Below are 22,831 nucleotides of genomic sequence, written 5' to 3'. Positions count from 1 at the left end.
TCGTGGGTGACTCTTTGTTTTGTCAGAGTCTAGCTGTACCCAAAGACGGAATTATTTACGGAGCGGGCAAAGTAGTAGGTGTGGAAGATGACGTATTCTACGTGACAGCTTCTTTTTACCTCGGAACTGAGACTTCTTTTGCGTAGGCCTGACAGGCACGCAATGCGATCAATCCTTGGTCGCCGGCGTCGGTAATCCCAATAATTCGTTGAGCATACGCTGGGTCAAGTTGGGCTCGATGGCCTCCATGAACCACGCCGACGGCGCTGGAGGTGGGAGACACTCTGCAGCCACTGGCTGAATCCTCAGAGAGGAGGACTGACAGCCGCAGATCAGAAGTGGCAAGACGGTCACGCAGAAGATTCTGGGTGCGCTGGACATCGGATAACTCCTTTAAGTGTTGTTGGTCAAATTTGGCCAGGGTCTGCTCCGATGCCAAGCGCCTGCCTTGTTCGATTTGCTGCTGGCGTAGCGCAACTTGAGTTAAGTTGTTCAAATCGTCGGCCTGAAGCTTCGCCTGGTACTCAAGCTGTCCGGTGTAACGCCAGACTTGCACCCGCCAGGCTGTGCCAAACGCGACAACCATTGCCAGCCCGAGGATCACCACCTTCTGCAATGTCGTGAGCATGTATCGCCCTCCAAGTGGTGCGGATGGATATCGACCCGAACCAATATGGTTAATGTAATATGCAAAATATTCATGACAGGAGCCCGCCCACCAAACGGTACTCGTGGAGTAGGTCGTGAAGTCGATGCTCACGCTGGCCATAGCCCGCCCCGGGCAGGCTTGCCCAGATGTTCCGGCACTTTGCAATCGCGGGTTCAATCCAGCCTGCATGCACTTCCGGTAGCGCGCGGCATTCGCGGATGTGCTGCAGAGCCAACAGGTCCTGGCTGATCGGGCTGAAGTCAGGCAGGGCCAAAAGCGTTCGGTAATACGGCCAATCCTTCAGCATCTGCTGGTATCGGCCCGAGGCATTAGATGTCAGGCCCTTGCTGTTGATGGCCTTCGAGCGGCGCCCCTTTGCGAAGGGGTGATCACTGAAATCTGTGAAGACCTCAGGCTTCCTGTCGATGCCCGTCACGATGACGTCGTAGCCATCCAGGGCAGTGGCCGGCGATGTGCTGGTCCCCTCGGACCAAGCGAGCATGTCGAGGAAGGCCAATGCATTACGGCTGCCTGCCTGGGTGGTCGAAAGTTGTGCCATAGCCTTTTCTCCAGACGAAAAAAACCCGCACAACGGCGGGATCAGAGGTAAAAACCAACTCAATCGACTGAGATGGATATGGTGCTGTATTCAAACGAATTGGGCAGAAAACCCGCGACAATAAGAAGTTCCGCCCCGTTATTAATTGACAGCCTTTGCGGTGGGGCACATCGCTATCATCTGCGCCAAATTTCGCTACGAAGGAACGCGTTAATGGTTCAGAGGCCCGCCAAAACTACCAATCACCACGGATGGGTTTGGGTCTACAAAAAAATCAGACGCTTTGGATTCTCTCGGTTTACTGCTTGTTACAGAGCAACCCGTTACGTTCTCACAGGAGATACAGGAACTTTCCGATTCAAAAATGGCTGGGAAAAATTCCGCTTCCGCCGCTAATTACGGGTGGTGGTGGACTTGAGGTTTACCTAACCAACTATGGGAAGGTCGACGGCGCCGTAAAGGTGTCACCAGCAAACCGGCCACCTGCCGCGAAAGCGGCATCCCATAGCGCCTTGTCGAGGGCATCAACGTCTGCATAGGTTCGCCCCGACACCGTTAGATCCTCGCAGTAGCCGCGATAGAAGATGTCCGAGGGGCATTGATTGGTCAGCGCCGAACCAGATCCACCATTACCGAAAATAATGCTCCCGGCCGCTGCCGCAACCGTATCACCGCTCCCCGCAGACGCTCGCATCGAGGAGTACCGGTTGGCCACGGCGTTGGCACCGCCGACGACGTTGTAAAGCCCGGAAGCCTTGCCTGTGTTTCCGGCACCACTCATGTACCCCAGGAAGTTGCCGCCGCTACCGATCTCCATGTACCGGTGACCGGTTGCGAGTGCTGCACGTGTCCGGTGAGCCCATACTGAGAAATAGAACAGGTGGGTCTTGTTAGCGATGATGTAGTCGCGGATCGCAGCTGCGACATTGATCTGTGAACCATGGCCACTCACCGTGTTGTTAACCTGGCTGTAAATGGCGTGCAGGCCCTTCTTGGGCGTCCGCTCGAACAGAGCGTCAGCTGCGACCGCGTTGCTGCTGAACACCCCGGCCAAGCTGCTCTCAGTGCCAGCGCCGAGCACCGCTGCCGCTTCGGCGTAAGCGATGTTGGGAATGGAGGCTCCAGCTGCCGGCACTCCGCTAACACCACCCAAGCTATGCCCCAAGTCGAACAGATACAGCGACCCCGCACTCAGCAACGCATCGGAGCGCAGAATGGGCAACGTCGTATCGGTAAAGGTGATGCCATCCAGTACGGTTTTTTGTCCGGCCATTACCAGGACCTCCGGTTAATTTCATAGGCAATGCGACGGGCGATATGCCCGTTGCTGATCGTGGTGTTGTGAATGATGTCCAGCCGCAGCGAACGCGGAACCACGCCCTTGGCCACGTCGTCCAGATCGTCGGCGCTGCCGTCGTTGAACTGCATGAGCCACTCGCGGATCTTGATCACGCGATCGCCGTACTCGGCGGTGGCCCAATCCTCCAGCGCGACACAATTGTTGTAGGTGGCTGTACCAACACCCTCCCCTGTTGAAGTACCCGGTGTCGGGTTGCCGCCAAGCGGCGGCGTGATGATCAGGTAGCGTTTTTCAACGGTTTTCTGCACAGCAACCATGGCCCGAATGTCGACCTTGATCTGCTCGATGTTGTCGAGGTTGTTGCGACCCATCCAGATAATCTCTGTGTAAAACCCGTCACCGGGCACGTCGGGTACAAACGGCGACTTGGGCGCGCTGTATCGGGCGTCTCCGGCAGCATCCCGAGTAAAGGTGTAAACGTCCGAGGAGTCCCCTGTCTCACTGTGCGTGCACGTCAGCGTCCCGTGGATGCCGCCCAAGGTACCTGTCAACGTGTAGGTGCCGGAATTGGTCGCGGGCGTGGACAGCAATAAGGTGCTCAACGCTGTAACCGTCACTGAGCCCGACGCCGGGATCTGGTTGTCCGTGACGGTCAGCAGTGCGGTACCAGCACCGAAACGCGCGGCGATCTGGCGAGACGTCTGGCCGCCAATGCCGCCATTCACAATGGTCCGCGCACTGATCAGTGGCGCCAGTTGCTCCCGCCAGGTGACCTGGCTGCTATTGGCTGTCAGGGAATCCCCTACACAAAGCAGGTCGTGAACCGGTTTGAGGTACTCAATCCCTGTGACATCGGGGATATGAATATCAAAGTTACCCACCGTTTTGCCGGCGGTGGTGATGCCCAGCGCAATGCGGCCAACCGCATCGACGACGGCCCAGACATAGCCGGACTCTGGACTCAGTTGAATGGCAATGAAGCCCGACAGATCGGCCCCCAGCGCTTTGCGAGGTACGGCACCGGTGCCGAGCAAGAATTTCCCGGTAACGGTACCGTCCACTCGAAGAGCCAGACCAATCCGGCCCAGGGTATCGATCACTGCCCACGCGTATCCCGACTGAGGGTCCAACGCCTTGGCGATGAATCCGTCGAGGTCGAGCTTCAGCGTGCTGCGATCGACGGTGCCGTCGCGCAGCATGAACTTACCCACGAGTGAACCATCCACCCGGCACCCCAACGCCATGCGCCCAACCGAGTCGACCAGCGCCCAGGTGTAACCGGACTCTACGGCCAATCGAACAAAGCGCAGCTCCAAGCCGTTAAACGTGCCGCTCTCTACCGCAGCGGTGCGCACGTCTATCTCTGCGATGTAACCCACTGACGGATCATCGGAGACGTGCCTGGCCTCCGTGGCACTGACCCGCACATACAGGCTGCGCGATATATCTGGCGAGGTGGGTTCGACGTAAAAAGACTGGCCGTCGACCGTCGCCAGAAGACCTGCAGCGACAGTGGCGTGCACTTTTCCATCGACCATATCGCGGTTGAGACGGTCAATTTCCGCATTGATCATATCTACCGGATCACTGGTACCGATGCCCTGCAGCAGCGGCGCTCGGTACCCCGCATAGCCGATCTGAATATCGATGCGAGCCGCTGTGGTGTAGAAGAACACCCGCGCACTGGCATCGGCATGCATGGGGTTGGCCAGGACAACGGTCGCCGCTGCATCGGAAAACAGCGGCGCCAACGTCTCACTCCCGGAGACAAGCACGCTCACCGTTGCTCCGGGCAATAGCACGCCGTCTTCAGCCCTTGCGGCAAAGAATTGAATAGGTTGCATGATGAGTCTCTATCAGGTGTTGAAGGTGATCGCCGGGGCGAAGTTGAGTTGACTGCGTACGCTGCTCCAGGTGTCGTACGCTGCAGCGCAGAGGTAATACGTGGTGTCTGGCGTCAGTCCCGTGATCTGCCCAATGCGTGATACGCCTTGATAGCCAACCGTTCCTGCAGTTGCCGGATCAAAGTCCTCATCTGTCGAATACACAAACACATAACCAGCCGCGTCTGCAGCTGCACTGGCCGCGCAACTGACATCCGCGGTGGTGGTGCCAGTGACCGTGGCGACGGTTCCCGTAGCGGGCGCCGGCGCCGTATTGGTGACCAACAACGACACCAACTGAGCCTGGCCTGCAGCGTTGCGCTCGATGACCTCCACCCGATAGCTGCGAATGAGCGCTCCATCCACTAGCGCATCTTCACGTTGGTACGTGAATGCCGTGCTGGTGGTCGCCACCTCTCGCAGCAGGGCATTGCTGCCGGCGTGACGAACGCGTACCAAGCGATCCTCGGCACGAGCACCCGCCACCCAGCTGACGGTGAAGTACGGCGCCTCAAAGGCACCGACCAAGGCGAGGTTTTGCGCGGTATCAGGCGCTACCCGGGCCGGTGATAACGTGACGCTGTAGGCCGTGACATCCGCCAGATCCTCAAGCGCTCGACCAAACACGTTAAATGAGCGGAACTTGACCCAAACAGTCTTGCCGACCTGGTCGGACGTGTAGCTGTACTTCCAGACCGCATCATCCAACCGCACAAAGGGTGAGCCCGCCGAGTGGCTGGACACCGATGTGCTAAGGCGCCCGCGTCGCAGATAGCTCAGCTCATAGCCTCCGATGCCCGTGAGCACCGCGTCGCGGTAACTCAAGAGCTCGCCTGCCACCCAACACAGCGTGGCGCCACTGTCCGCCTCGGCGGTCGTGGCGGCCGCCAGTTCGGTCGCTGCTGCCAGTTGCACCGACAAGGTATTGACCGTATCGGGATCGCTTCCAGCGGCCAGCGCCATCGTCAGTTGCCCCATACGCGCCCTGCCGTAAATCGTCTCCGCTAACCGGTAGCTGTCGCCATCAGCGCTGATCCAGATCTCACAACCGCCCCAGGCCTCACCCACACCGGCAACACCGCCCCAGATCTGCAATGTGCCAGCGGGCAGCAAGCTCTCGGGCGGGTTGAACATGATGGGCGCTAGGACAGGACCAGGCGCAACGTTCTGATTGCCCTGATAACCGCTCTTGCTCTGCACCGGATAATTCGGAGCACTGCCGACGCCCAGCAACGCATCCTCGGCCACGATCGCCAACTTACCCAGCTCGTCCTCCTCGACCGAAATCAGCCGGACTAGGCGCTGGTGCAGGTTCAACCCTGGATCAGTGATCGTCACCAGGTCCATAGGCTCAAGGAGCACGTGCTGCCAGCCGAGGGAGAACTCATATTCATTACGCACGTACAGCTTGCGCTGCACTAACAACTGCGCCGCATGCGCGCCGATGGCGATATTGCAGATCTCGTATGCCTTGATGGTGTCCATCGGCTTGGAGCCAAACTGCTCAATGGCAGCCTGATCAGGCGCACGCACCACGTCGGTGTTGTACTCGTGATCGCGATCGAGGATCTCCAGCGACACTTCGTTGTAGCTGTCGGCCTGGCTCTTGATTTTGAGCGAGACCGGAGGCTCACCGTCCTCTGAAAGGAAATCGTCATCGGTCAGATCCGCCACTGGCGTGATGTTCGGAAACCACGTCACGCCGTTACCGGTGACGGCCTGGTCGCCGTAGGGGATCACCTTGAGTTGACCAGCAGACCACACCATCTCGCTGTTGGTCAGTTGCAACCAACGCGTGATCGCCTCATTCGCCGGCGCCTGCTCGTCGAGCACCGGACTCAAGAGTAAGTTTTCCGCCAAGCAATAGTTGCGGTAGTTCGACATGTCCGCGACCCATGCCGGGGTAAAACCGATTCCGTCCAATGGATCGAGCAACAACCCGGGCAGGAAGTCGCCTGGATTGGCATCCGGCAACCCGGGCACCTGATAACGCCCGTCCACCTCAAAGGTATGATTCTGGACGCCGGCGTTGTCGTTGAGCAGGTACCTGCTGGAAAACACGTAGGCCGTATCGGAGTAGGCAATGGCCTCAGCCGGGTGGCGAGTCTGAAGAAACCCCCACACGGCCTGATCATGAGTGCCGTTGGCGTAGTTCAAGCCAATTTGCGCCAGTGAGGAAAACACCTCTTTGTCACGAAATACGCGGTGAATCGCACCCAGCGGGCCTCGCCCGACGGCCAAAATGATCGCCGCGTAGTAGGTGTAGGTCGTGTCTTTTTGGGTGGCCCCGCCGCCGCCTTTACCCCCCGACTTTTTCGTCGTGGTTTTGGCGACCGCTTCGAAGTCACTGTAATAAATGAGGTTAGGGCTGATGCGATTACGGCCGGCGATCCAGGCGATCGGTCTGCCACTCGCACTGCTCTGGATCTGCAGCGCGTTGATACGTGTCGCACTGTTGGAAATGGTACTACTGCTGCCCCCCATCGCTGACTCCATATCGGTTAAGTGTGTAATAACGCACGGTGTGGCTGGAGAGCCGCTCCTCGCGCATGTCTGCAAACTCGACGCCGATGTCCCGATAGGCGTGAATGATGCGGTGCTCATCGACCACCACCGCGCCATGGCTGAAGGTGCGGCCGAATTTCCAGACCGCGACATCGCCACGCTGTGGCGTATCGATCTGCCGGCCATACAACTCCAGCCAGCCCAGATAACGCTCCTCACTGCGATGCAGGTGCCAGTCCTGGGCATAAGCCCCGGGATCGATCGAGGGAATCAACCCGGCGGCGTGATACACCTCAATCAGCAACCAGGCGCAGTCAACACCAACACCCAGCAGGTGCTGCCGGTGCTGGTACGGCGTGCGTAACCAGAGCTCAGCCTGCGTGACCACGGCATCACGCTGCAGCACTTCGAACGGGCTCATACCGATGTCTCCGCGACGGGAATGAACGGCATCCCTCGGTACCGCGCTCGGTTTCCGAATTTGTTGGTGCAGGCATCCAGCGTCCGTGGGCAACCCGGGTAAATCAGAAACTGATCACCCGCCACTGGCACACCTGGCAGTCCCAGGATCATCGTCACAGCGCCATCTGCCGTGAAACGGCGTACGGTTCTTGTCACACCTGCATTGGCACCGTTCACAAAACGAATCACGCCCTGGTCGAACCAGCCCTGGGTGGCGGGCACATTGGAGTTCACGCGCAGGGCCGTGCTGCCGCCCTGGACCACACCCACGGTTTCAAACAGGGCACGGTTCACCCCGCAATCGGCGCTGTACACCATGCGCAGGCACGAGGGCTGATAAACGCCCCGGGGCACCTTGGTATCCAGCAGCTCGATCGGCGACTTCACTGTCACCGTCGCCTGCTCGCGATCGGCAGGATCCACCTCCGCGACACGCCCGATAAAACGTGTGACCGTGCCCACCACGGGCGACCGCCAGTCCGCCATAAACGCACGGACGAGATTCAGGGTGGCCCCGTCAAAACCGCCGCCGGCAATGAATGGCAGCAAGGGCTCGCCGAACACGGTGTCGTCCATGCCGGCGGTAAAGGTCACGTTCAACGTGTCGACCTCAATCCCGCGCACCGCACGCACGCCGGTGCGCTTGATCAGCGGCCCGCTGGCCGAGTAGTTCTGTCCCGCATAGAAGATCTGCAAACCCGCATCGGTGTAACGCAGCACCTGGCCGCTGGCCAGGGCAATCGTGTACAGATCCGCCATGACGAAACTGCGCGCCGTGGCCAGAAAGGCTTTCAGTTCAGGTGTGGCATCGATCATGGTTTGATACTCGTGAACGCGATGTTTTTGAGCTCCCAGATCGCGCGATAAGGCTGAGCCCCGTCGAGCGAATCGGCCTCGAAAGCACAGCGAAAATAAAACGCTCCACTCCAAACCAGCGCCGCATTGATGGGCGGGGCCACCGTAAAGGTGATCCGCCCCAGCTCATCCACAGTGAAGGCTGAAATAGGAGCACCACTGACAGTGACGACATCCACATTGACGACGCCGTACACCGGCTCCACCCAGTGACCGATCTCCCGGGAAAGCTGAAATGTTCGCGTGGCGCCATCACCGGTGCCAAAGCGCTGAAGCGTTACAAGGTGATCGCTACGATCAAAGAACAGGAACTCACCGAATTGCCCTTTGCGCTGATTGAAGAACTCAATCAGCCTCGACCACTCATCCAACCCGGGGCGCTTGCGGACGGCGTTGTAACTCAGCTGGAAAGACCACAGCGGCGCCGGGTAGTAAGCCGTTGTCCGGCGTCGACCACTGGCAGCTTTCTGCACACCGGTACTCCACTCAGGTGCCTTTTTTGAAAGCAGGGTTTGCCCGGGAAGGCGCGGCAGAACGCCTACAACCGCCGCGCCCATATCGGGGTAACTGGCGATCCAGCGCGCCGGCCAAAAAGGTCCTAACGACATCTCGCCCCCTAAGTTTTGATGGCGCCGTTGCGCCGCATTTTTTGCATTTCCTCGGCCAGCACCCGGGCACCACGCCGAATATCAGCAGGTGACATCCGGCCGCTGCTGTCGTGGTAGTGATAGCTGTTGCCAGCACCGCCCAACTGCCCTTCCCCACTGGCTGCCTGGCGGATGACATTGGCGTATTGCTTGGGCAGCACCATTTCCTGCTCGTGGAGTTGCGTCATGGGGTTGGTACCGGCAGGGATGTCATAGCCGCCCTCGGCCGAGGCGACGTTTTTCACCAGGCCAAATACGAATGCGCCGGCAGCCACTGCAGCCGCCGCGCCGAGGATCGGTCCAATGATCGGAATGGCCGACATGGCTGCAAAGGCACCGGCCATGGCCTGCCAGGCACTGGCAATGATGTTTTTGATCGTGGCTGCGCCCCAGATCGCTACGGACATAGCCGCACCGCCTGCCTCTGCAGCCGTTCGAACGCCAACACCCACTACCGTCGCACCGGTTTTAGCCGTCTCACCGAACATCCAGGCCATCAACGGCTTGGTGACCATGTTCTCAACGAACGCGGTCCCGATGCTGGTGAAGATCCCGCGTAACAGGCCCTGGGTGCTCATGGTGCCGCTGATGATCCCGGTAAGCCCGCTCGACCAGCTGGTACGCAGACTATCGACCATGTCCGTCCAGTTGCTCTGCGACTCGAAGGTTTGCTGCCTGCCAATCACCGCCATGCTGTTGCGGTGGGTTTGCTCCAGCGCCAGGATCTGCTGCTGGACCTGCTGCAGGGCGACCGGGTTGCGGTCAGGATCCTGCTCCAGCAGCGCTTTACGATCAGCCAATGCCTGGGCTTCGATCGCATACCGTTGCTTTTCGAACTCGGCCTGGGCTTGCAGCAGCTGGCCTTGGGTGATCAGGTTGGCCTGCAGATCCAGCTGGGCCATCTGTTCGGCATGGGTAACATCGGTAAGCCGCGCCTGCTGATCGGCAGCCAGCTGCTGCTGTTTCATGTTGGTGATTTGCTGCTGCTTTTCGCGCTCGACAGCAACCACCTCAGCCGCAGCCTTGCGGTATTCCTGGCTGTCCTGGCCATAAAGTTGCCGGCTGCGCTCCAGGGTCTGCTGAGCGATCTGCAGGCGCGCGTCCATATTGTTGCGGTACTGCTGCGCCTGGGCCTGCAGATCGGCAAAGGCTTGGCCCTCGTCCTGCCGGCGCAACGCATTCAATGACGCCAGGTAATTGCGCTGAACGCTCAACCGTTCGGCCGCGCTCAAATCCGTACGTTTGAGAATGCCCTGCCAGTACTGCATTTCCTGCTGCTCGGAGAACTGCAGGAAGGTGCCCTGCTCGGCCTGCTGTTGGGCGTGAGCGACCTTCTGCGCGTCCAATGCTTCTGCCCACTCACTGACCCGTGACGTGGCCTTCGTCGGCGCACTTACCGGGTCATCCGCTTTTTTAGGGGGAGTTGTGGACTCAACTACTTTTTTCCGATGCTCGACAGCTGCAGCGTATGCCTGCTCCAGCTTGGTCAACCGGGCGACTTCAACGCCGTAAGCGGTCGGACTTGTCCTGCCCTGCTGTGGTGCTTTGGTCAGGGCTGTATTACCGGTCGCGGCCATCTCCGCCACTTTGCGCCGCTGCTCTTCGATGCGAGCGGAACGGGAGCGCATACCCGCGTCGACCTCCTCCAGTTTATTGGACACCAACTGCATGTTTTCCAGCAGCAGGCGCTCTTCGACCAGCGTGGCCTCCAGTTGGGCCTTGCCACCCCCACCGCGCGGACCGGCAATGACGGTCCCTAACATCGCTTCGTAACGCGCGACGTTCGCTGCCACCTCATCAACGGTAAGACCGACTCCCGTCATGCCTTTCAATAGGTTGTTGAACCAACTGGCGGTCTCCGACAGCCGCTTGTTCAGGCTGATGAAGACAGGCTCAAGAATGGTGCCGATGGTGACCTGTAGCTGGTTGCTTTTGGAGTCAAGCTCGGCCTGGCTGCCGGTCAATCCATCTGCCGCTTTGGCAGCATTACCGACCTGGGCCTCGGTCTCTTTCATGATGCCGTTGTATTCGGCCGTGATCTTTTGCGAGTCCGACAACTTGTCACGACTGGTGCCGATGCTCTTGGCGTATTCGTCCCACATTTTGGCGACGTTTTTCGTAACACCAGCGTTATCCACCAGCACCGAGTTTTCGTTTTTCAAGCCCTCGGTGGCCGACACCACAGCTTCCGACATGCTGAGATTGGCCTGCCGGTTGAATGCTGCAGCGTCTTTCAGGCGATTGATCACCGCCACCGCCTGGTCGACGTTGTAGCCACGGCTGAGCAGGTTTTGCAGGGCTTTGGCCGCGTCACCGACGCTGAGCAAGCCATCGGACGCGAGCTTGTTGGCCTCATCCATGGCTCGGCCAATACCGACGCCGGCATGATTGGCCACCGCTTCCAGGCCACGGTATGCAGCCTCCTGTTGGATCGCCGCGTCCTTGCTATCGCTAACGATCTGACCAAGCTTGAAAGCGCCCAGACCGAACACACCCGCAATGCCTGCCGCCACGCCACCGAGGCCCGAGCGCATGATGGTGCTGACGCCGGAGAACGCCTCATTCACTGCTGGACCAAAACGAGCGAGCCGGGTTTGGCTGCCCACCATTTCGGTGTTGATCGCCTTTAGCTCGCGACTAAAAGTGGTCCGTGCCTCACGCATGTTGCGCTCAATGCTTTCGACTGCACGGTCGAAACCTTGGGTGCCGGCAGTGAACTGATATGCAATATTACGATCCATAGTAAGGCCTCAACGCGCAGGCAAAAAAAGCCTCACTAAAGCGAGACTATCAGTGGCGTACTAACTGTTAGTTCTACCTATTGGCGCTCACCTCGGCAGTGCTTTCATTACTAAACCCGAAATGAGAACGAGCAGAACTTCGACAAAATCTAACGATAGCTAGCATTAGTCAGCGCTCTCGTTAAATTGTCAGACGAGCCTCGAATGCAATTTTATGCAACACGCAAACAATTCAAGACCGACCTAGAACGTGAGTATCAAGCGCTAGACTCAGACTGGAGCGAGATGAATGTTCACAACCAAGCTAAAGCGTATGCATGACTTAGATCTGCCAGCATATTTTGAGTTCTCCGGCATGCCTTGTCGCGGAAGAATAGTAGCGGTGATCAACGAAGACGTTTTAGTTGAGATTGAGCATAACGATAAGATCGTGTTTTTGGCTAAGCACATAACTTCTATCGAATTCATCAAGCCCACTACTATCCTAGGTTAACTACTCTGCCTAGTGGAAAAAGCGTCTAGCGCGTGGCGTAGATGTTCGGGTAACTCATCACGCAGATCATCGGCTAGCCCTTCAATGGCGTTTGCGAGATCGGGCGCGGGGGTCGTTTCACTAACCGACTTGTAACCCATATAGCCAGCAACCAAGATATGAACCGGTGGACGGGCACGCCAGTAATCGGTCATATGGCCTACCATGACCATGTCCCAATCACGCCGCAGCGTAACTGGGCTTTGGCCTGTACTGGCGATCAGGTGAGCGTAGAGTTGGCCCCAGTCGAAGGGGCCTGGCCTTCCCCCGGTGCCGGCTCCATGACTTCCAGGCCCGAAGCGCTCATGACCGCATCCAACGCGTCACGCATGTTGCGAAGGTCCAGCAGCGCTGCCACCTCTGCGCGCTCGATGTCGGGGTAGTTACGACGCAATGCCGCGTGCGTGGCATCGATCACCGTTGCGATACTGTCCCGGTCCATGTTGCCGGCCATCACCGCGTTGATCCGCTCCAGCAGCTGCTCCAGATCCCCCAGCGCCAGGGGTGGGATGACGAGCGTTTTCCCTGGAAACGGGAACGATACGCCGGGGACATTCACGACCGTCATTCGTTGGCACTCCAGTAGCACACCTCACCGAACTCATCCGCGTAGCCGGTGAATTCAAAGTCCGGGATGGTGTAGTCGTCCTGTTTGGTGGCGATCCCCAGCTTGTTGCTGACAAAATTCGGCACACGCACGTACACAGTCTTGCCCTTGTATTTCAGGACCAGCTCGCCCTGGAACACCGGCATGTCACCCATGGGCAGGTTTTTCACCGACAGGCTTTTACCCGTCGTAACGGTGTAGCGGTAATCAATGAACACCGACTTGGCCACGTCTGCAGCGGCAAATGCATATTCCCCCGTGGCGGCATCAAAGGTGTACTGCCCAACTGCCGGCGCGCTCAGTACCCGTACGTACGGGATCGCCCCGGCGCCCCGTACCCCAAGATCACCAGAGAGCGTCCCGCCCGCTGGAGGCTCCACGGTGATGGTGGCCCCTGCCGGCACCACTGTGGGCTCCGTGGAGTGATGAACTAACACCTGGCCGGTGGTCAGGGTCTGCCCGAACACCAACTGATTCCACTGCAGCAGGCTGATCTGTGCGGACTTGGCCTTGCCCGTCAGCTTGCCCTGGCCCCGTGCCGCGTCGACCGCAAACTGCTCGCTGCCGAACAATTCCTTGGAATCAAACGACAGATCCACCGATGCTTCTTGCATGATGCCCAACAGGATGGGAGTCGGCGCGGAAATGGCATTGCCATAGGCGTCCATCAGCGGAGTGGCGTAAAACAACCCGCTGCCGAATGCGATTTGCATAATGTGTTCCTCAGTAAAAGGTAGGTCCGGCCGTCAGGTCGCCGGTGTTGCACAGGTAGGTGAAGCGGTAACGCACCATGCAGTTGCCGGCGGTGTTGTCGCCCTCGTCTTCAATCCAGTCGATGTAGAAGCGCTGCACCCGATCCGCCTCCTCAAAGGCGTCCTCTGCCATCAGGACCGCATGCACGGCAACCTTGACCAAGTCGGCGACCTGATCCCAGGCAGAACCTGTGACCGTGTCCTCCCGGGCGATGATTTCCACCGTCAGCTCGAACTGGTTGCGATCCACTGCAGCGCTTTCGCGCTCACACGTTTCAAGGTCAGGGCGCAGCACGATCGCCGGCGTCATGTCCCGTTTGATCGCCTCAGTACGACTGCGGTACACCCGGTCTGCCGCCAAGGTAGCGGCGGCTAAAATCAGCGCCTGCGCCTTTGCGACGATGCGTTCTTGAATCGAGGGCATGAGGGTTAAACCTTGGTGAGGGAGGCCAGGCTAAAGGCGCCGTCATCGATCATCCGGCGGTCACGGACGCGAAAATTCACACCGGCGACGGTGATCAGTTTGGGGTTGTCGATGCCCAGGCGCTCGGCCTCGGCGGTGATGATAAGGACCTCGTAGCCGGTGGACTGGCTGTTGGTGCCACCCATACCGTGGATCTCGTCCGGCATATCCCGCGCGGCCAGAAACGGCTGGCCATCAACCATCCCGCCGACGTCGAAGTCCTCAAGGAAGCCCCTGAGATCTTCGTCAAGCATCGGGGCTCACCTTGACGGGCTTGCGTCCGCCCTCACCTGCAGCGGAAGGTGCCGGTGCTGGCTCGACCACCAACGCTTCCAACTGGTGGCGAAAGCGCTGGGCCACGTCATCAGGCAACTCGATCACGCCCCCCGGACCGGTCAGTTTGTCATCTGGCCCGCGAAAGGAGCCGGATAGCACCGTGTAGGATTTATTCGGCATTACGCTCTCCTGCGACCTTGTCCAGTTTCGACAACCGCTGCCCCAATGCCTTGTCCGGTTCGCCGGGGATCACAATCACTTCCCCGGCTTTGAACTGAACAGGCGACACAATGGTGTAGCGGCCCTTCTTGTTTGCGACCGGCTCCAGGTTGTGCGCACGCGCACTGGCCTGGGCCGCATTCAGGATCAGTTCACCGCCATAAAGGGTGATCGTCTGTTCCACACGGTATTTCGGCATATCAATGCCCTCAGTGAGGTGTCAGGCCGAAAGGCTTACGCCACCAGTTGGTTAAGAACGGCGTACTGCCATCGCCCAAAACCCACATTGCGCCAGGTGTCGACACCGTATTGATGGGCATCGTTGTCGAACTCGAACTCCGAGCCTTCGGCCTTGGCCTTCATGGCCACGTCGGTCTCTTGCTGACGGATGAACGCTTTCAATCGACCGTCCGTGCGGAAGGTCACGAACTTGTCGACCCAGGCGTTGAGGCGCACGTTACCCACCACGCGGACAACCACGTTGTCCGGCATGACAATCTCGCTGATGTTGGTACCGCGCGGCACGCTGAGCGCCGTCTGCGCAACGCTCAGCAGGTTGAACGGCACCATCACCAGAAACTCGCGTGCCAGTTCGTTGATGGGTTCGCCCTGGTCATCCTTGAAGCTGGTCAACTGGGTGACCGACCGGGCAACTGCCTGCTGAAACTCCTCAACGCTCGGACGACTGGGCGTCCCGTGAAGTGTTGCTGGCAGTTCGGAGATGTCGGTGGTGATCTTGTTGGACTGTACGCCGCTCTGGCCTTCTTCGTGGTCGGTATCGAAGAAGTACTGGCCGTCATAGCAGGTCTGGCTTTCACCGTTGAGCAACAGCACCGACAGCAGTCGCGCCCAGTGCGCGTTGGTGCGATCGGCCAGTTCGCCCAGGCGGATGCGCAACTGTCCAGTTTTGTCGCGGCGCAGCTCGGTGACCAGCACTTCGAGGGTGGCCTCAAAATGCAGGTTTTCGATTTCGAGATCAGCGCTGATAAAGCCCTTGGCGTGACGCCCGCCAATCCACTCACGCAAGGTCGGCACCATGCCGATCCATGGATAGGTTTCTTTGGCCTGGTCGGAGTCGAACAGGTTGGACACGGCGTCGATCCAGTTCGACCCCACATTCTGCTCGAGCAGTTCGTAAAACATGCCGATGATGGCACGGCTGGAAAGTACTTCAGCACCCATGGGTGATTCTCCTGAAGAAGGATACGGTCAGAGAAAAGTTTGAAAAAACGGGTTGAGTGATGCGTCAGGCCGCTACGGGGATGGCCTGGGCGGTGAACTTGACGATGCCGACGCCGGTGCGCACGAAACGGTGAACATGCCCGATCAGGCTGTTACCGGCGGCGGTGAGCAGAAACGTGCCGCTGTCGCTGGCATACACCGGCTTACCGATGTCGGTGATCGCCAGCGCAGTGACGGGCAGTTCAACTTTGCCCTCTTCGCGAAGACGCACACGCGCTGCAGCAGCGGCACCGATTCGATTGTCGACGCCGCGATCGGCGAAGCCCACGAATAGATCCCCTGCCGCCAGAGGTCGCGCAAGGCCGTTAGCCGCGACAACGCCAACCGCCGAGCCTTCGAAAATCTGCACGCCGGCCGCAACGGACAAATCGTTAATTTCCCCGATCTCGTAAGCGCGGGGGGTATCGAGTGTATTAGGCATAGGATTCTCCAGAGCCATGGGTGGAAAGGGGTTACCCGGTACTTACTTTTTCAGAACCTTGACCAGGCCCCGCTCGGTGGCCTTGCGGTAGCCGTGATAGGCCTCGAAGGTGCCAAACTCGGCGCGCAGCTCCTTGTCGCCGTCCCAGGTCGCCTTGGCGCGTTCCTCTAGCGGAGCCTCTGGATCCTCCTTCACCGCCTCAGGGGCTGCCGGCGGCGTCAGCACGTTGGGCACCGGCGCAGGCGCCTGGGTACGAATGTCGACCAGAGCACCGGCGCGTTTGGTTTTTTCGGCGCCGATAACCTGCGCCGCCGCTTCGGCACCGGTGGTTTTGCCGTCGAACTTGAGCGTGGCAATCAGCTCTTCGTGTCCGGGCAGTGCGGCGGCTTCCACCGCCTGGATGCGTTCGCACTCGGCGCGGGCGCCGGCAGCTGCACCAGCGGCGTGCGCGTCATGTTCCAGGCTGGCCAGCAGCTCGGCATGATTCGCGGCCAGGTATTCGCGGTTGATAACGGGTTTGTCTGCAGTCGGCGCGGGGGCGTTACTGTTGGTGGTGGTGGACATAGGTTTTTCTCCAGAAGAACTGCTGTTGAACTCGGCGATGAGTTGTTCAAGGGTGGATTCACGGTCAGCCATGCCCAGTGCCACGGCATCGGAGCCAATGCGCATATCGCCCTGGCCGAAATCGGCCAAAACGGTTTCAACAGTGAAACCGCGATAATTGGCGACGTCCTCGACAAAGATGTCAGTCAGCCTGTCAACATGGGCCTGGGCCACCGCCCGCCCTGACTCGGTACCGAAGTCAGGACGCTTTTTCGGGCTCTGGCTGCTGACGATCTCAAAATTGCCGTCGTCGTCGCTTTTGCGCACCGTCAGCACCGTGCCGATGGAGCCCACTGCGCCGGTGCGGCTCATGACGATTTCATGGGCTGCTGCGGCTATCCAGTAGCCAGCGCTGGCCGCGTTACCGGACACATATGCAACCACCCGCTTGGGCGAGGCGCGGATCATCTGGCCGAATTCAGCGATGCCGCTGGCAATCCCACCCGGGGTGTCCATTACCAGGATGATGGTGTCGGTGCGCGGATCGTCGACGGCGGTGGTGAACTCCTTGGCCAGCACATCCAGCGACGTCGCACCGGACAGCGCCGTAAACAGGTTGGCGTAGCGGAACACCGGGCCGGTGACGGGCAGCAATGCCACATTGCCGCGCTGGGTCACCGCGCGGCTGTTCTGCAAGGGTTTGCCCTGCCTGGCCTCCAAGGCTTCCGGGCCTTCATGCTCCCGGCGGGCGATGGCGGTGATGGTCTGCAGCATGTCCGGGGTGATGGCCCAGGGCTCACGTGATACCAGGTCGAACGCCGTCACCCGGTGCACGGGAGGTGCATCGGTTGCTTTGTCGCTCATAGTTAGGTCCGTTCAGGAAGATCAGGATTGGCCGCAGGCTCATCCTCGGGGCGAGCCGTTGGTGACACGGATAGGCCGTCATCACGCCTACGCTTCACTTCAAGCGCACGCTGTTCGTGGTTCTCTTCCCAATCGCTGCCGTCGTAAAGCATGGATTCCTTGGCGAGGGTGCTGACGCCAATATCGATGCGCTTTTCGGCAGCATTGATGTCTTTGAGAGGATCAACGGTGCCAGGACCATCACCCACCCACAGCGACCCGCTGTACGCATAGCGCAGCAACGGGTGGTCGAAAAACCCGGGAGCCTCGATGTCTCCCTGCGCCACCGCCTCTTCAAGCCAATGCTCGTAAACGGGCTGGCAGAAATGTTGACCCAAAAAATCTCGGCAACCGCGAACGAATTGCCAAGCCTCCATCACCGCAGCACGGGCGGCGGTGTAACTGGCGGTAAAGTGCTTGATCAGCACCTCATAAGGCAGCTCCAGGGCCATGCCAATCTGCCGGAGCATGGCGAGCACGAACGGATCGAATGCCATGTTCGGGCGACCAGGTGATGCGGTATCGATCGACGCACCGTCGTCCAGCTCGGCGACAATGCCGCCACTGAGTGAGCCGTCCCAACCGCCCTGGTCCCGCCCGGCGGGTTTATCACCACCGACAGGGGTGTTGCCGGTAACGGCCGATGCCAGAGGGCTCAGATTGCCGCCCTGCCCCGGCTTGATGAACACGGCGAAGAACGCAGACACCACCGCCGCTTCCAGCTCGGCATCGGTGTAGCGGTCCAATTGCTTGAGCTTTTCGATCACCGGCGCCAAGTACGGCACACCGCGTGGCTGGCCCACCCGACGCCGCCGGTACACATGCAGCAGCACCCGACCGCCGCGCTCGTTGAAGAACGGGCGGTCATCCCAAACGCGCTCTTTAACGCCCAGCGCCCCCGGGTGGCTGCGCAAAATATGAGCCTTGATCGGTGCACCATCGGTGTCACGCTCAATGCCGGCCGTGAGCGCTTCCGTGTCGGCCTTGTTGCTAGGGTTACAAACCCGGTCGGCCTCAATCAGCTGGATACACGCCGAGTAGTGCTGGCCGGGTTGTTCTTTGTGCGTGAGCAACGTAAACACGTCACCGCTGCTCAGCACCGATCGCCAGGTCAGATCCTGCAGACCATAGAAATTCTGCTCGCGGGTGATGTCGCAGCTGGTGGTTTCCGCCCAGGACTTGAACAGCGATTCCGTTTTGCGCTGCCACTCCCTGGCCTGGTCTTCGTTCCAGCCCAAAATCGAGCGATTGACCACTGACTTGAGTGCCAAGCCGGTGCCTACCGTTTTAGTCGTCACCGTATTGATCGCACCGCCCCCGATGGGGTTGTTGCGTTCTAGATCTCGGCAGCGTTCGCGAAGCGTGGGCAAATCGGGCAGCAGATCTGCCGCCGCACTGCCTGCCGTCGGGGTCCAGGCGCTCAGCGAACGCTTGGCCTTCGACGCGCCGCTGTAACCGCCCAAGGCAGTCATGGTCAGCCGGGCGTGCATGCGCTTGGCGCCGCGCTCGGGGCTTAGCCAAGTGATGGCCTTATCCAGCAGCGTCGGCTCTGGCACTTTCGGCGCGCGGCTCATCGCGGCGTAATCCCACGCAGGACGATCCCCCGAGGGCGACCGCTCTCCAGGCGATCAACTTGCTGTTGCCAGTAGTCGATCGTCTTGGTGATTTCGGCAAGATCGGCGTATTCCAGTTGCCGGGTGCCGATACGGTAGCTCTGCTTTTGGCTGACCTTCATGCTCGCATCGAGCCAGGCTTGCAGCTGGCCCTGCGCTTGTTCCAGGGTGATAGCCATGAATTAATTCCTGCGTTGGGAGAGCACGCGCATTGCACTACGGCGCCCAGAAACAACTCTCCCGCCAGAGGGCGGGAGATCGGGTGGTTCGACTGGTGGTGCGGGGGCCGGACTGGTCCCGTCCGTTTCTGAATCGGGATCTGGCTCGGATTGATCCGGCTCGGGCGGGTCAAACAACGCACCTTGCCGGATCTGTGCATCGAGCCCAGCCCAGTCATGCTCGCGCATTAAGTGCGTTTTCAGGGAGCGGGCCGCGTGCAACGCATACGTCTCGCAGTCGGTACCTTCGTTCGGTTGGCCGGCCTTTTTCTGCCAGACCTTGCGGTAGTGGTGACGCCGGCTGGGCGCCTTCACTTCGGCGGTGATTTGCCGGAAATAATCCGGGCGCACCGTTTTGTAAAAGTGCATCCGACCAGGGCCATCACCGGTCAATGGCAGCCGGCCCTCAATCCACAGATCCTTGGCCCGCGAGGTACCGACAATGTAAGGGCGCAGACCGTACTTCGAGGCCTTTTGCTCTTTGTCCGTATCCACACCTTGCCGAGGCGCACTGAAGATCTCCATTCGTTCATCGGCACGGGTATCGCCACGCTCGCTCGCGCCCTTGATCGCCATCACACCGTTGCGCTGATGCTTACGACAGAACGCATACGCCGCGTCTTGGGTGATGGTGCCGTCCGAGGTATCCAGCGAAGTAGCCATCACCCTCAGTTTGGCACCGCAGGCATGTGGAATCGGCGCAAACAGCAACTTTTCCAGATCCAGCCAGACGCCCAGGTTAGGCAGTACCACCTCGCCGTAAATCTCGCCCCAGTAGATCAGCCAGGATTCCTCGCCTCGGCCCCAGGCCCGCATCACCACCGCCAGGCGATCGTGCTGCACGTCGACACCGGCGGTGATCACCAGGCCCCCCATGGGCACAAACATTTCCGGGTAGTCCTCCGCTCGCTCAGCCAGTTTATCGGCCTCAGGCAGATCGGATTTGTACTCGTAGGCACGGCCTTGTTTCTGGTTAACGAACTTGATCAACACCGATAGGTCGCCCAGCGATGCGCGGTGTTCTGCATTGAGTTTCTCGCGAACAATTTCGGCCAGGTGGGTCCCGGGCAAACATGCGTAGAGTTCGTTGAGTTCAATGAATCCAGCGCGCCCGAAAAAAGGTTTGGTCGGCACCCAACCGCAATAAGGATCGCCCGCGTCAATTGCATTGAACACCGTGTTGCGGATGTTTTCTTTTCGCTGGTAATCGTCCCAAATATCGCCACAGTGCGGGCAGGCGTAGCCAGCCGTTTCCGGATCCGCACGCCCGTAAATCTCGTGGGGCTGTGCCTCCTCTGGAATATCGAGCCACCGAATGTGGGCAAAGTCCAATACGTGAGCCTGGCCGCAGGCATGGCAGATGATCGGCAGTACCCGGCAGTCGGTAAGCGCCAACCGCGCCTCGGTCTTGCTCGCGCCCTTGATAGCAGGCGTCCCACCCACCAACATTTTTGAACCGGGATAACGCTTACCGCGCTCCTCCAGCAGGGCGACCGCATCCCCCTGCCCCTTAACGTCGTCGCTGGTGTCGTCCGGTTCTTCCACCACTGACAAACCCACCGATGACGTGGATTTGACGTTACCGGGAGAGTTCGATGCCACCAATTTAAGAAACCCGCCGGGAAAATTCTTGTGGTCCCAGCGGTTGCCAGCGGTTTTACTGGTATTGACCGGCATCAACTTCGCTACTTTTTTGTTGACGTTGACGCCGAAGAAGATCTTTTCATCGTGAAAGTTTTTGCCATCTTTTTCCCTGGGAAACAGGACCAAGATCGGACGCGGCAGGTGCTGAATCACTTTGAAAAGAAAGCCTATCAGGAACCAGGTCCAGCCGATCTGTGCGGCTTTCATCAGATCCACTTCACGGACTTTTGGATCGTCCAGAGCAGCGGCAACGCCAAGAAAGTAAGGTGTGTATTGGAAATCATAGAGGCCGCGCAACACTGCACCCTCAGCAGGTAAGTGAAATTCGGTACTCAGATACTGCGCCGTCGGGATGTCACGCGGCGGGCTGAACCTCGTCGCTGCTGCCAACAAGCTGCGTGCCAAGGTTTTGCGCATAGCCTGCAATTCGCTCGAGTGTAGGTCCAACAATTTTGTTTACCCCTGCTCGATCTACCGTGACTTTCAGCACGTTGTCGATGTCCTGTATGAGTCGCTCAATACAGCCCAGATATTCAAGATTGGCGTAACTGGCCCAATCGGCCAGCACCTGTTCAGCATCATCTGCCGGGATCAATGTGCGCAACTTTTCGTGATACACCAGCCGCCCATTTGCCGCCTTCATTTCCAGGTCATCAATGCGCGCCTTGTTGAGCCGTTCAAGTTGGCTGCCCCCGCGCCCAGCGGCTTTTTCGCGCAAATCACGGATATAGGCGGTACGAATATCGGCAAGGCTTACGGCTTGCCAGTCCAGGTTCAACCGCTTGAGCACATCACGCGCCGCCCGCTCACTCATATCCAGGTGCTCGGCGATTTCAAGTTGGGTCGGCATTGGTCTGGTCCTGTTACTCAAGGGGAAGCGGAACCCCCTATGTCGGGTTGAATCTGCAAAAAAGTCGGGGTTCGAATTACCCCAATGGCCCCGCGGCCTGGAAGGACCCATTGATTTTGGGTCGCAGGTCGACCTGTCAAGCCAAAACCCCGACAAATCATTGAAAAATCGCCACTTTTTTAGGAGAAATGCACGAAGCCGACAAGAGGTCAGCCTCGCTCCATCTCCCGTGCCAGGGCACGTCGGAACAGCGGCTCGAACTCGGCCTCGGCGACGCGATTGGCTACCCCGTAGAAGTCAAAGCGCCGCTGATACGTCGGGCGCTTGACGAAGATCAGGATGGGCCGTGCCCCGCTGCCGATCCGCTGCCAGATACCCAAAGGGCCGGTGCCGGTGCCAGGCCGACCCACGAAATAGTCCGGTGCGTTGCGGTTGCGGCGTCGGCTGCGCTGAGTGCGGTTGGCCATGAAGCCCGACACCCGCTCAGCTGCTCCGAGTGCAGACAGGATCTGCACGATCTGGCCGCGACTGATGTTGCCGTTGCCATCCATCCTGGCACGCCGACCAGGGACGGCATACATGTCCGCTGGCATCAAGCCGTAGTGGATCAGCGCTTTCTCAAATCGCTTATGTGGCCGGTTGCCACCGTCAATGTGGACCGGCAAGTACTTGGACGCGGGCACACCCGAGCTGGCTTCGTCCTTGATCCACACACGGGCAAACAGGCGGCTGGTCGTGGCACTGCGCTTGAAGACCGAGTTGAGCGTCCACCGTGTGGGCCTATCGAACACTCGCTCAAGCTCGGCCTTCTCAGCTGCCTGGACGCGTTCGGCGGTGAAGGTCAGCGCTTTGGCAGCAGCTATTGGCACCTTCGACTTGCTGAGCCCACGCATCTCCCTGACGATCTTGTCGATGTTGTCACGCATCTCAAGTCGCATCATGGTCAT

At 59.4% G+C, this 22,831-nt stretch carries 23 protein-coding genes; all 23 read right to left on the bottom strand.

The features are described from left to right. Positions 1-115: 115 nt before the first annotated feature. A complete protein-coding gene (locus BFQ01_RS25360; protein ID WP_065927377.1) occupies positions 116-628 on the bottom strand; it encodes a lysis system i-spanin subunit Rz in 513 nt (170 codons plus the stop codon). Between the two features lie 70 nt (positions 629-698). Further along, on the bottom strand, positions 699-1,208 hold the full coding sequence (locus BFQ01_RS25355) for a glycoside hydrolase family 24 protein (protein ID WP_065927376.1): 510 nt from the start codon (positions 1,206-1,208) through the stop codon (positions 699-701). Between the two features lie 433 nt (positions 1,209-1,641). Next, positions 1,642-2,481: a hypothetical protein gene (locus BFQ01_RS25350; RefSeq protein ID WP_065927375.1), complete on the bottom strand. Its 840-nt coding sequence runs from the start codon at positions 2,479-2,481 to the stop codon at positions 1,642-1,644. After that, positions 2,481-4,352, bottom strand: a complete 1,872-nt coding sequence (locus BFQ01_RS25345; RefSeq protein ID WP_141691307.1) for a hypothetical protein — start codon at positions 4,350-4,352, stop codon at positions 2,481-2,483. Before BFQ01_RS25345 ends, BFQ01_RS25350 begins: the two co-directional genes overlap by 1 nt. A 12-nt stretch (positions 4,353-4,364) precedes the next feature. Next, positions 4,365-6,875 carry a phage tail protein gene (locus tag BFQ01_RS25340; RefSeq protein WP_065927373.1) on the bottom strand — a complete coding sequence of 837 codons (2,511 nt, stop codon included), beginning with the start codon at positions 6,873-6,875 and terminating at the stop codon, positions 4,365-4,367. Next, on the bottom strand, positions 6,859-7,317 hold the full coding sequence (locus tag BFQ01_RS32480) for an NlpC/P60 family protein (protein ID WP_065927372.1): 459 nt from the start codon (positions 7,315-7,317) through the stop codon (positions 6,859-6,861). The genes BFQ01_RS25340 and BFQ01_RS32480 overlap by 17 nt, the downstream gene beginning before the upstream one ends. Next, positions 7,314-8,174, bottom strand: coding sequence for a DUF2163 domain-containing protein (locus BFQ01_RS25330; RefSeq protein WP_065927371.1), 861 nt, complete (start codon positions 8,172-8,174; stop codon positions 7,314-7,316). The genes BFQ01_RS32480 and BFQ01_RS25330 overlap by 4 nt, the downstream gene beginning before the upstream one ends. Next, positions 8,171-8,821, bottom strand: coding sequence for a DUF2460 domain-containing protein (locus BFQ01_RS25325; RefSeq protein ID WP_083244935.1), 651 nt, complete (start codon positions 8,819-8,821; stop codon positions 8,171-8,173). The genes BFQ01_RS25330 and BFQ01_RS25325 overlap by 4 nt, the downstream gene beginning before the upstream one ends. 8 nt (positions 8,822-8,829) lie before the next feature. Further along, the gene (locus BFQ01_RS25320) at positions 8,830-11,601 is read right to left on the bottom strand and encodes a hypothetical protein (protein ID WP_065927369.1); all 2,772 of its coding nucleotides are present in this window, start codon (positions 11,599-11,601) and stop codon (positions 8,830-8,832) included. Positions 11,602-12,353: 752 nt separating this feature from the next. Further along, positions 12,354-12,701, bottom strand: coding sequence for a hypothetical protein (locus tag BFQ01_RS25310; protein ID WP_065927367.1), 348 nt, complete (start codon positions 12,699-12,701; stop codon positions 12,354-12,356). After that, positions 12,698-13,453 carry a hypothetical protein gene (locus BFQ01_RS25305; protein ID WP_221461956.1) on the bottom strand — a complete coding sequence of 252 codons (756 nt, stop codon included), beginning with the start codon at positions 13,451-13,453 and terminating at the stop codon, positions 12,698-12,700. The genes BFQ01_RS25310 and BFQ01_RS25305 overlap by 4 nt, the downstream gene beginning before the upstream one ends. A gap of 10 nt (positions 13,454-13,463) precedes the next feature. Further along, positions 13,464-13,916, bottom strand: coding sequence for a hypothetical protein (locus tag BFQ01_RS25300; protein ID WP_065927365.1), 453 nt, complete (start codon positions 13,914-13,916; stop codon positions 13,464-13,466). Between the two features lie 5 nt (positions 13,917-13,921). After that, positions 13,922-14,209: a hypothetical protein gene (locus BFQ01_RS25295; protein ID WP_065927364.1), complete on the bottom strand. Its 288-nt coding sequence runs from the start codon at positions 14,207-14,209 to the stop codon at positions 13,922-13,924. Further along, positions 14,202-14,411, bottom strand: coding sequence for a hypothetical protein (locus BFQ01_RS25290; protein WP_065927363.1), 210 nt, complete (start codon positions 14,409-14,411; stop codon positions 14,202-14,204). The genes BFQ01_RS25295 and BFQ01_RS25290 overlap by 8 nt, the downstream gene beginning before the upstream one ends. Then, positions 14,401-14,649 (bottom strand): hypothetical protein, encoded by a 249-nt coding sequence (locus tag BFQ01_RS25285; protein ID WP_065927362.1) that lies wholly within the window; start codon positions 14,647-14,649, stop codon positions 14,401-14,403. Before BFQ01_RS25285 ends, BFQ01_RS25290 begins: the two co-directional genes overlap by 11 nt. Positions 14,650-14,684: 35 nt before the next feature. Continuing rightward, positions 14,685-15,632, bottom strand: coding sequence for a Mu-like prophage major head subunit gpT family protein (locus BFQ01_RS25280; protein WP_065927361.1), 948 nt, complete (start codon positions 15,630-15,632; stop codon positions 14,685-14,687). 64 nt (positions 15,633-15,696) lie between these two features. Next, a complete protein-coding gene (locus BFQ01_RS25275; RefSeq protein WP_065927360.1) occupies positions 15,697-16,113 on the bottom strand; it encodes a hypothetical protein in 417 nt (138 codons plus the stop codon). Between the two features lie 42 nt (positions 16,114-16,155). Then, the gene (locus tag BFQ01_RS25270; protein WP_065927359.1) at positions 16,156-17,520 is read right to left on the bottom strand and encodes a S49 family peptidase; all 1,365 of its coding nucleotides are present in this window, start codon (positions 17,518-17,520) and stop codon (positions 16,156-16,158) included. A 2-nt stretch (positions 17,521-17,522) separates the two neighbouring features. Next, positions 17,523-19,133 (bottom strand): phage portal protein, encoded by a 1,611-nt coding sequence (locus BFQ01_RS25265; protein ID WP_065927358.1) that lies wholly within the window; start codon positions 19,131-19,133, stop codon positions 17,523-17,525. Beyond that, positions 19,130-19,351 (bottom strand): DUF6148 family protein, encoded by a 222-nt coding sequence (locus tag BFQ01_RS25260; RefSeq protein ID WP_065899722.1) that lies wholly within the window; start codon positions 19,349-19,351, stop codon positions 19,130-19,132. Before BFQ01_RS25260 ends, BFQ01_RS25265 begins: the two co-directional genes overlap by 4 nt. A gap of 3 nt (positions 19,352-19,354) precedes the next feature. Beyond that, positions 19,355-21,451, bottom strand: a complete 2,097-nt coding sequence (locus BFQ01_RS25255) for a phage terminase large subunit family protein (RefSeq protein ID WP_083244934.1) — start codon at positions 21,449-21,451, stop codon at positions 19,355-19,357. Next, positions 21,390-21,884, bottom strand: a complete 495-nt coding sequence (locus tag BFQ01_RS25250) for a hypothetical protein (RefSeq protein WP_065927356.1) — start codon at positions 21,882-21,884, stop codon at positions 21,390-21,392. Before BFQ01_RS25250 ends, BFQ01_RS25255 begins: the two co-directional genes overlap by 62 nt. A 209-nt stretch (positions 21,885-22,093) precedes the next feature. Further along, positions 22,094-22,825: a hypothetical protein gene (locus BFQ01_RS25245; protein WP_141691305.1), complete on the bottom strand. Its 732-nt coding sequence runs from the start codon at positions 22,823-22,825 to the stop codon at positions 22,094-22,096. Positions 22,826-22,831 lie beyond the last annotated feature (6 nt).

This window comes from Pseudomonas sp. 8 R 14, from assembly GCF_900005955.1.
GTDB lineage: Bacteria > Pseudomonadota > Gammaproteobacteria > Pseudomonadales > Pseudomonadaceae > Aquipseudomonas > Aquipseudomonas marginalis.
The sequence above is the reverse complement of the archived record's forward strand: the minus strand, read 5'-3'. Positions and strand labels throughout refer to the sequence as shown.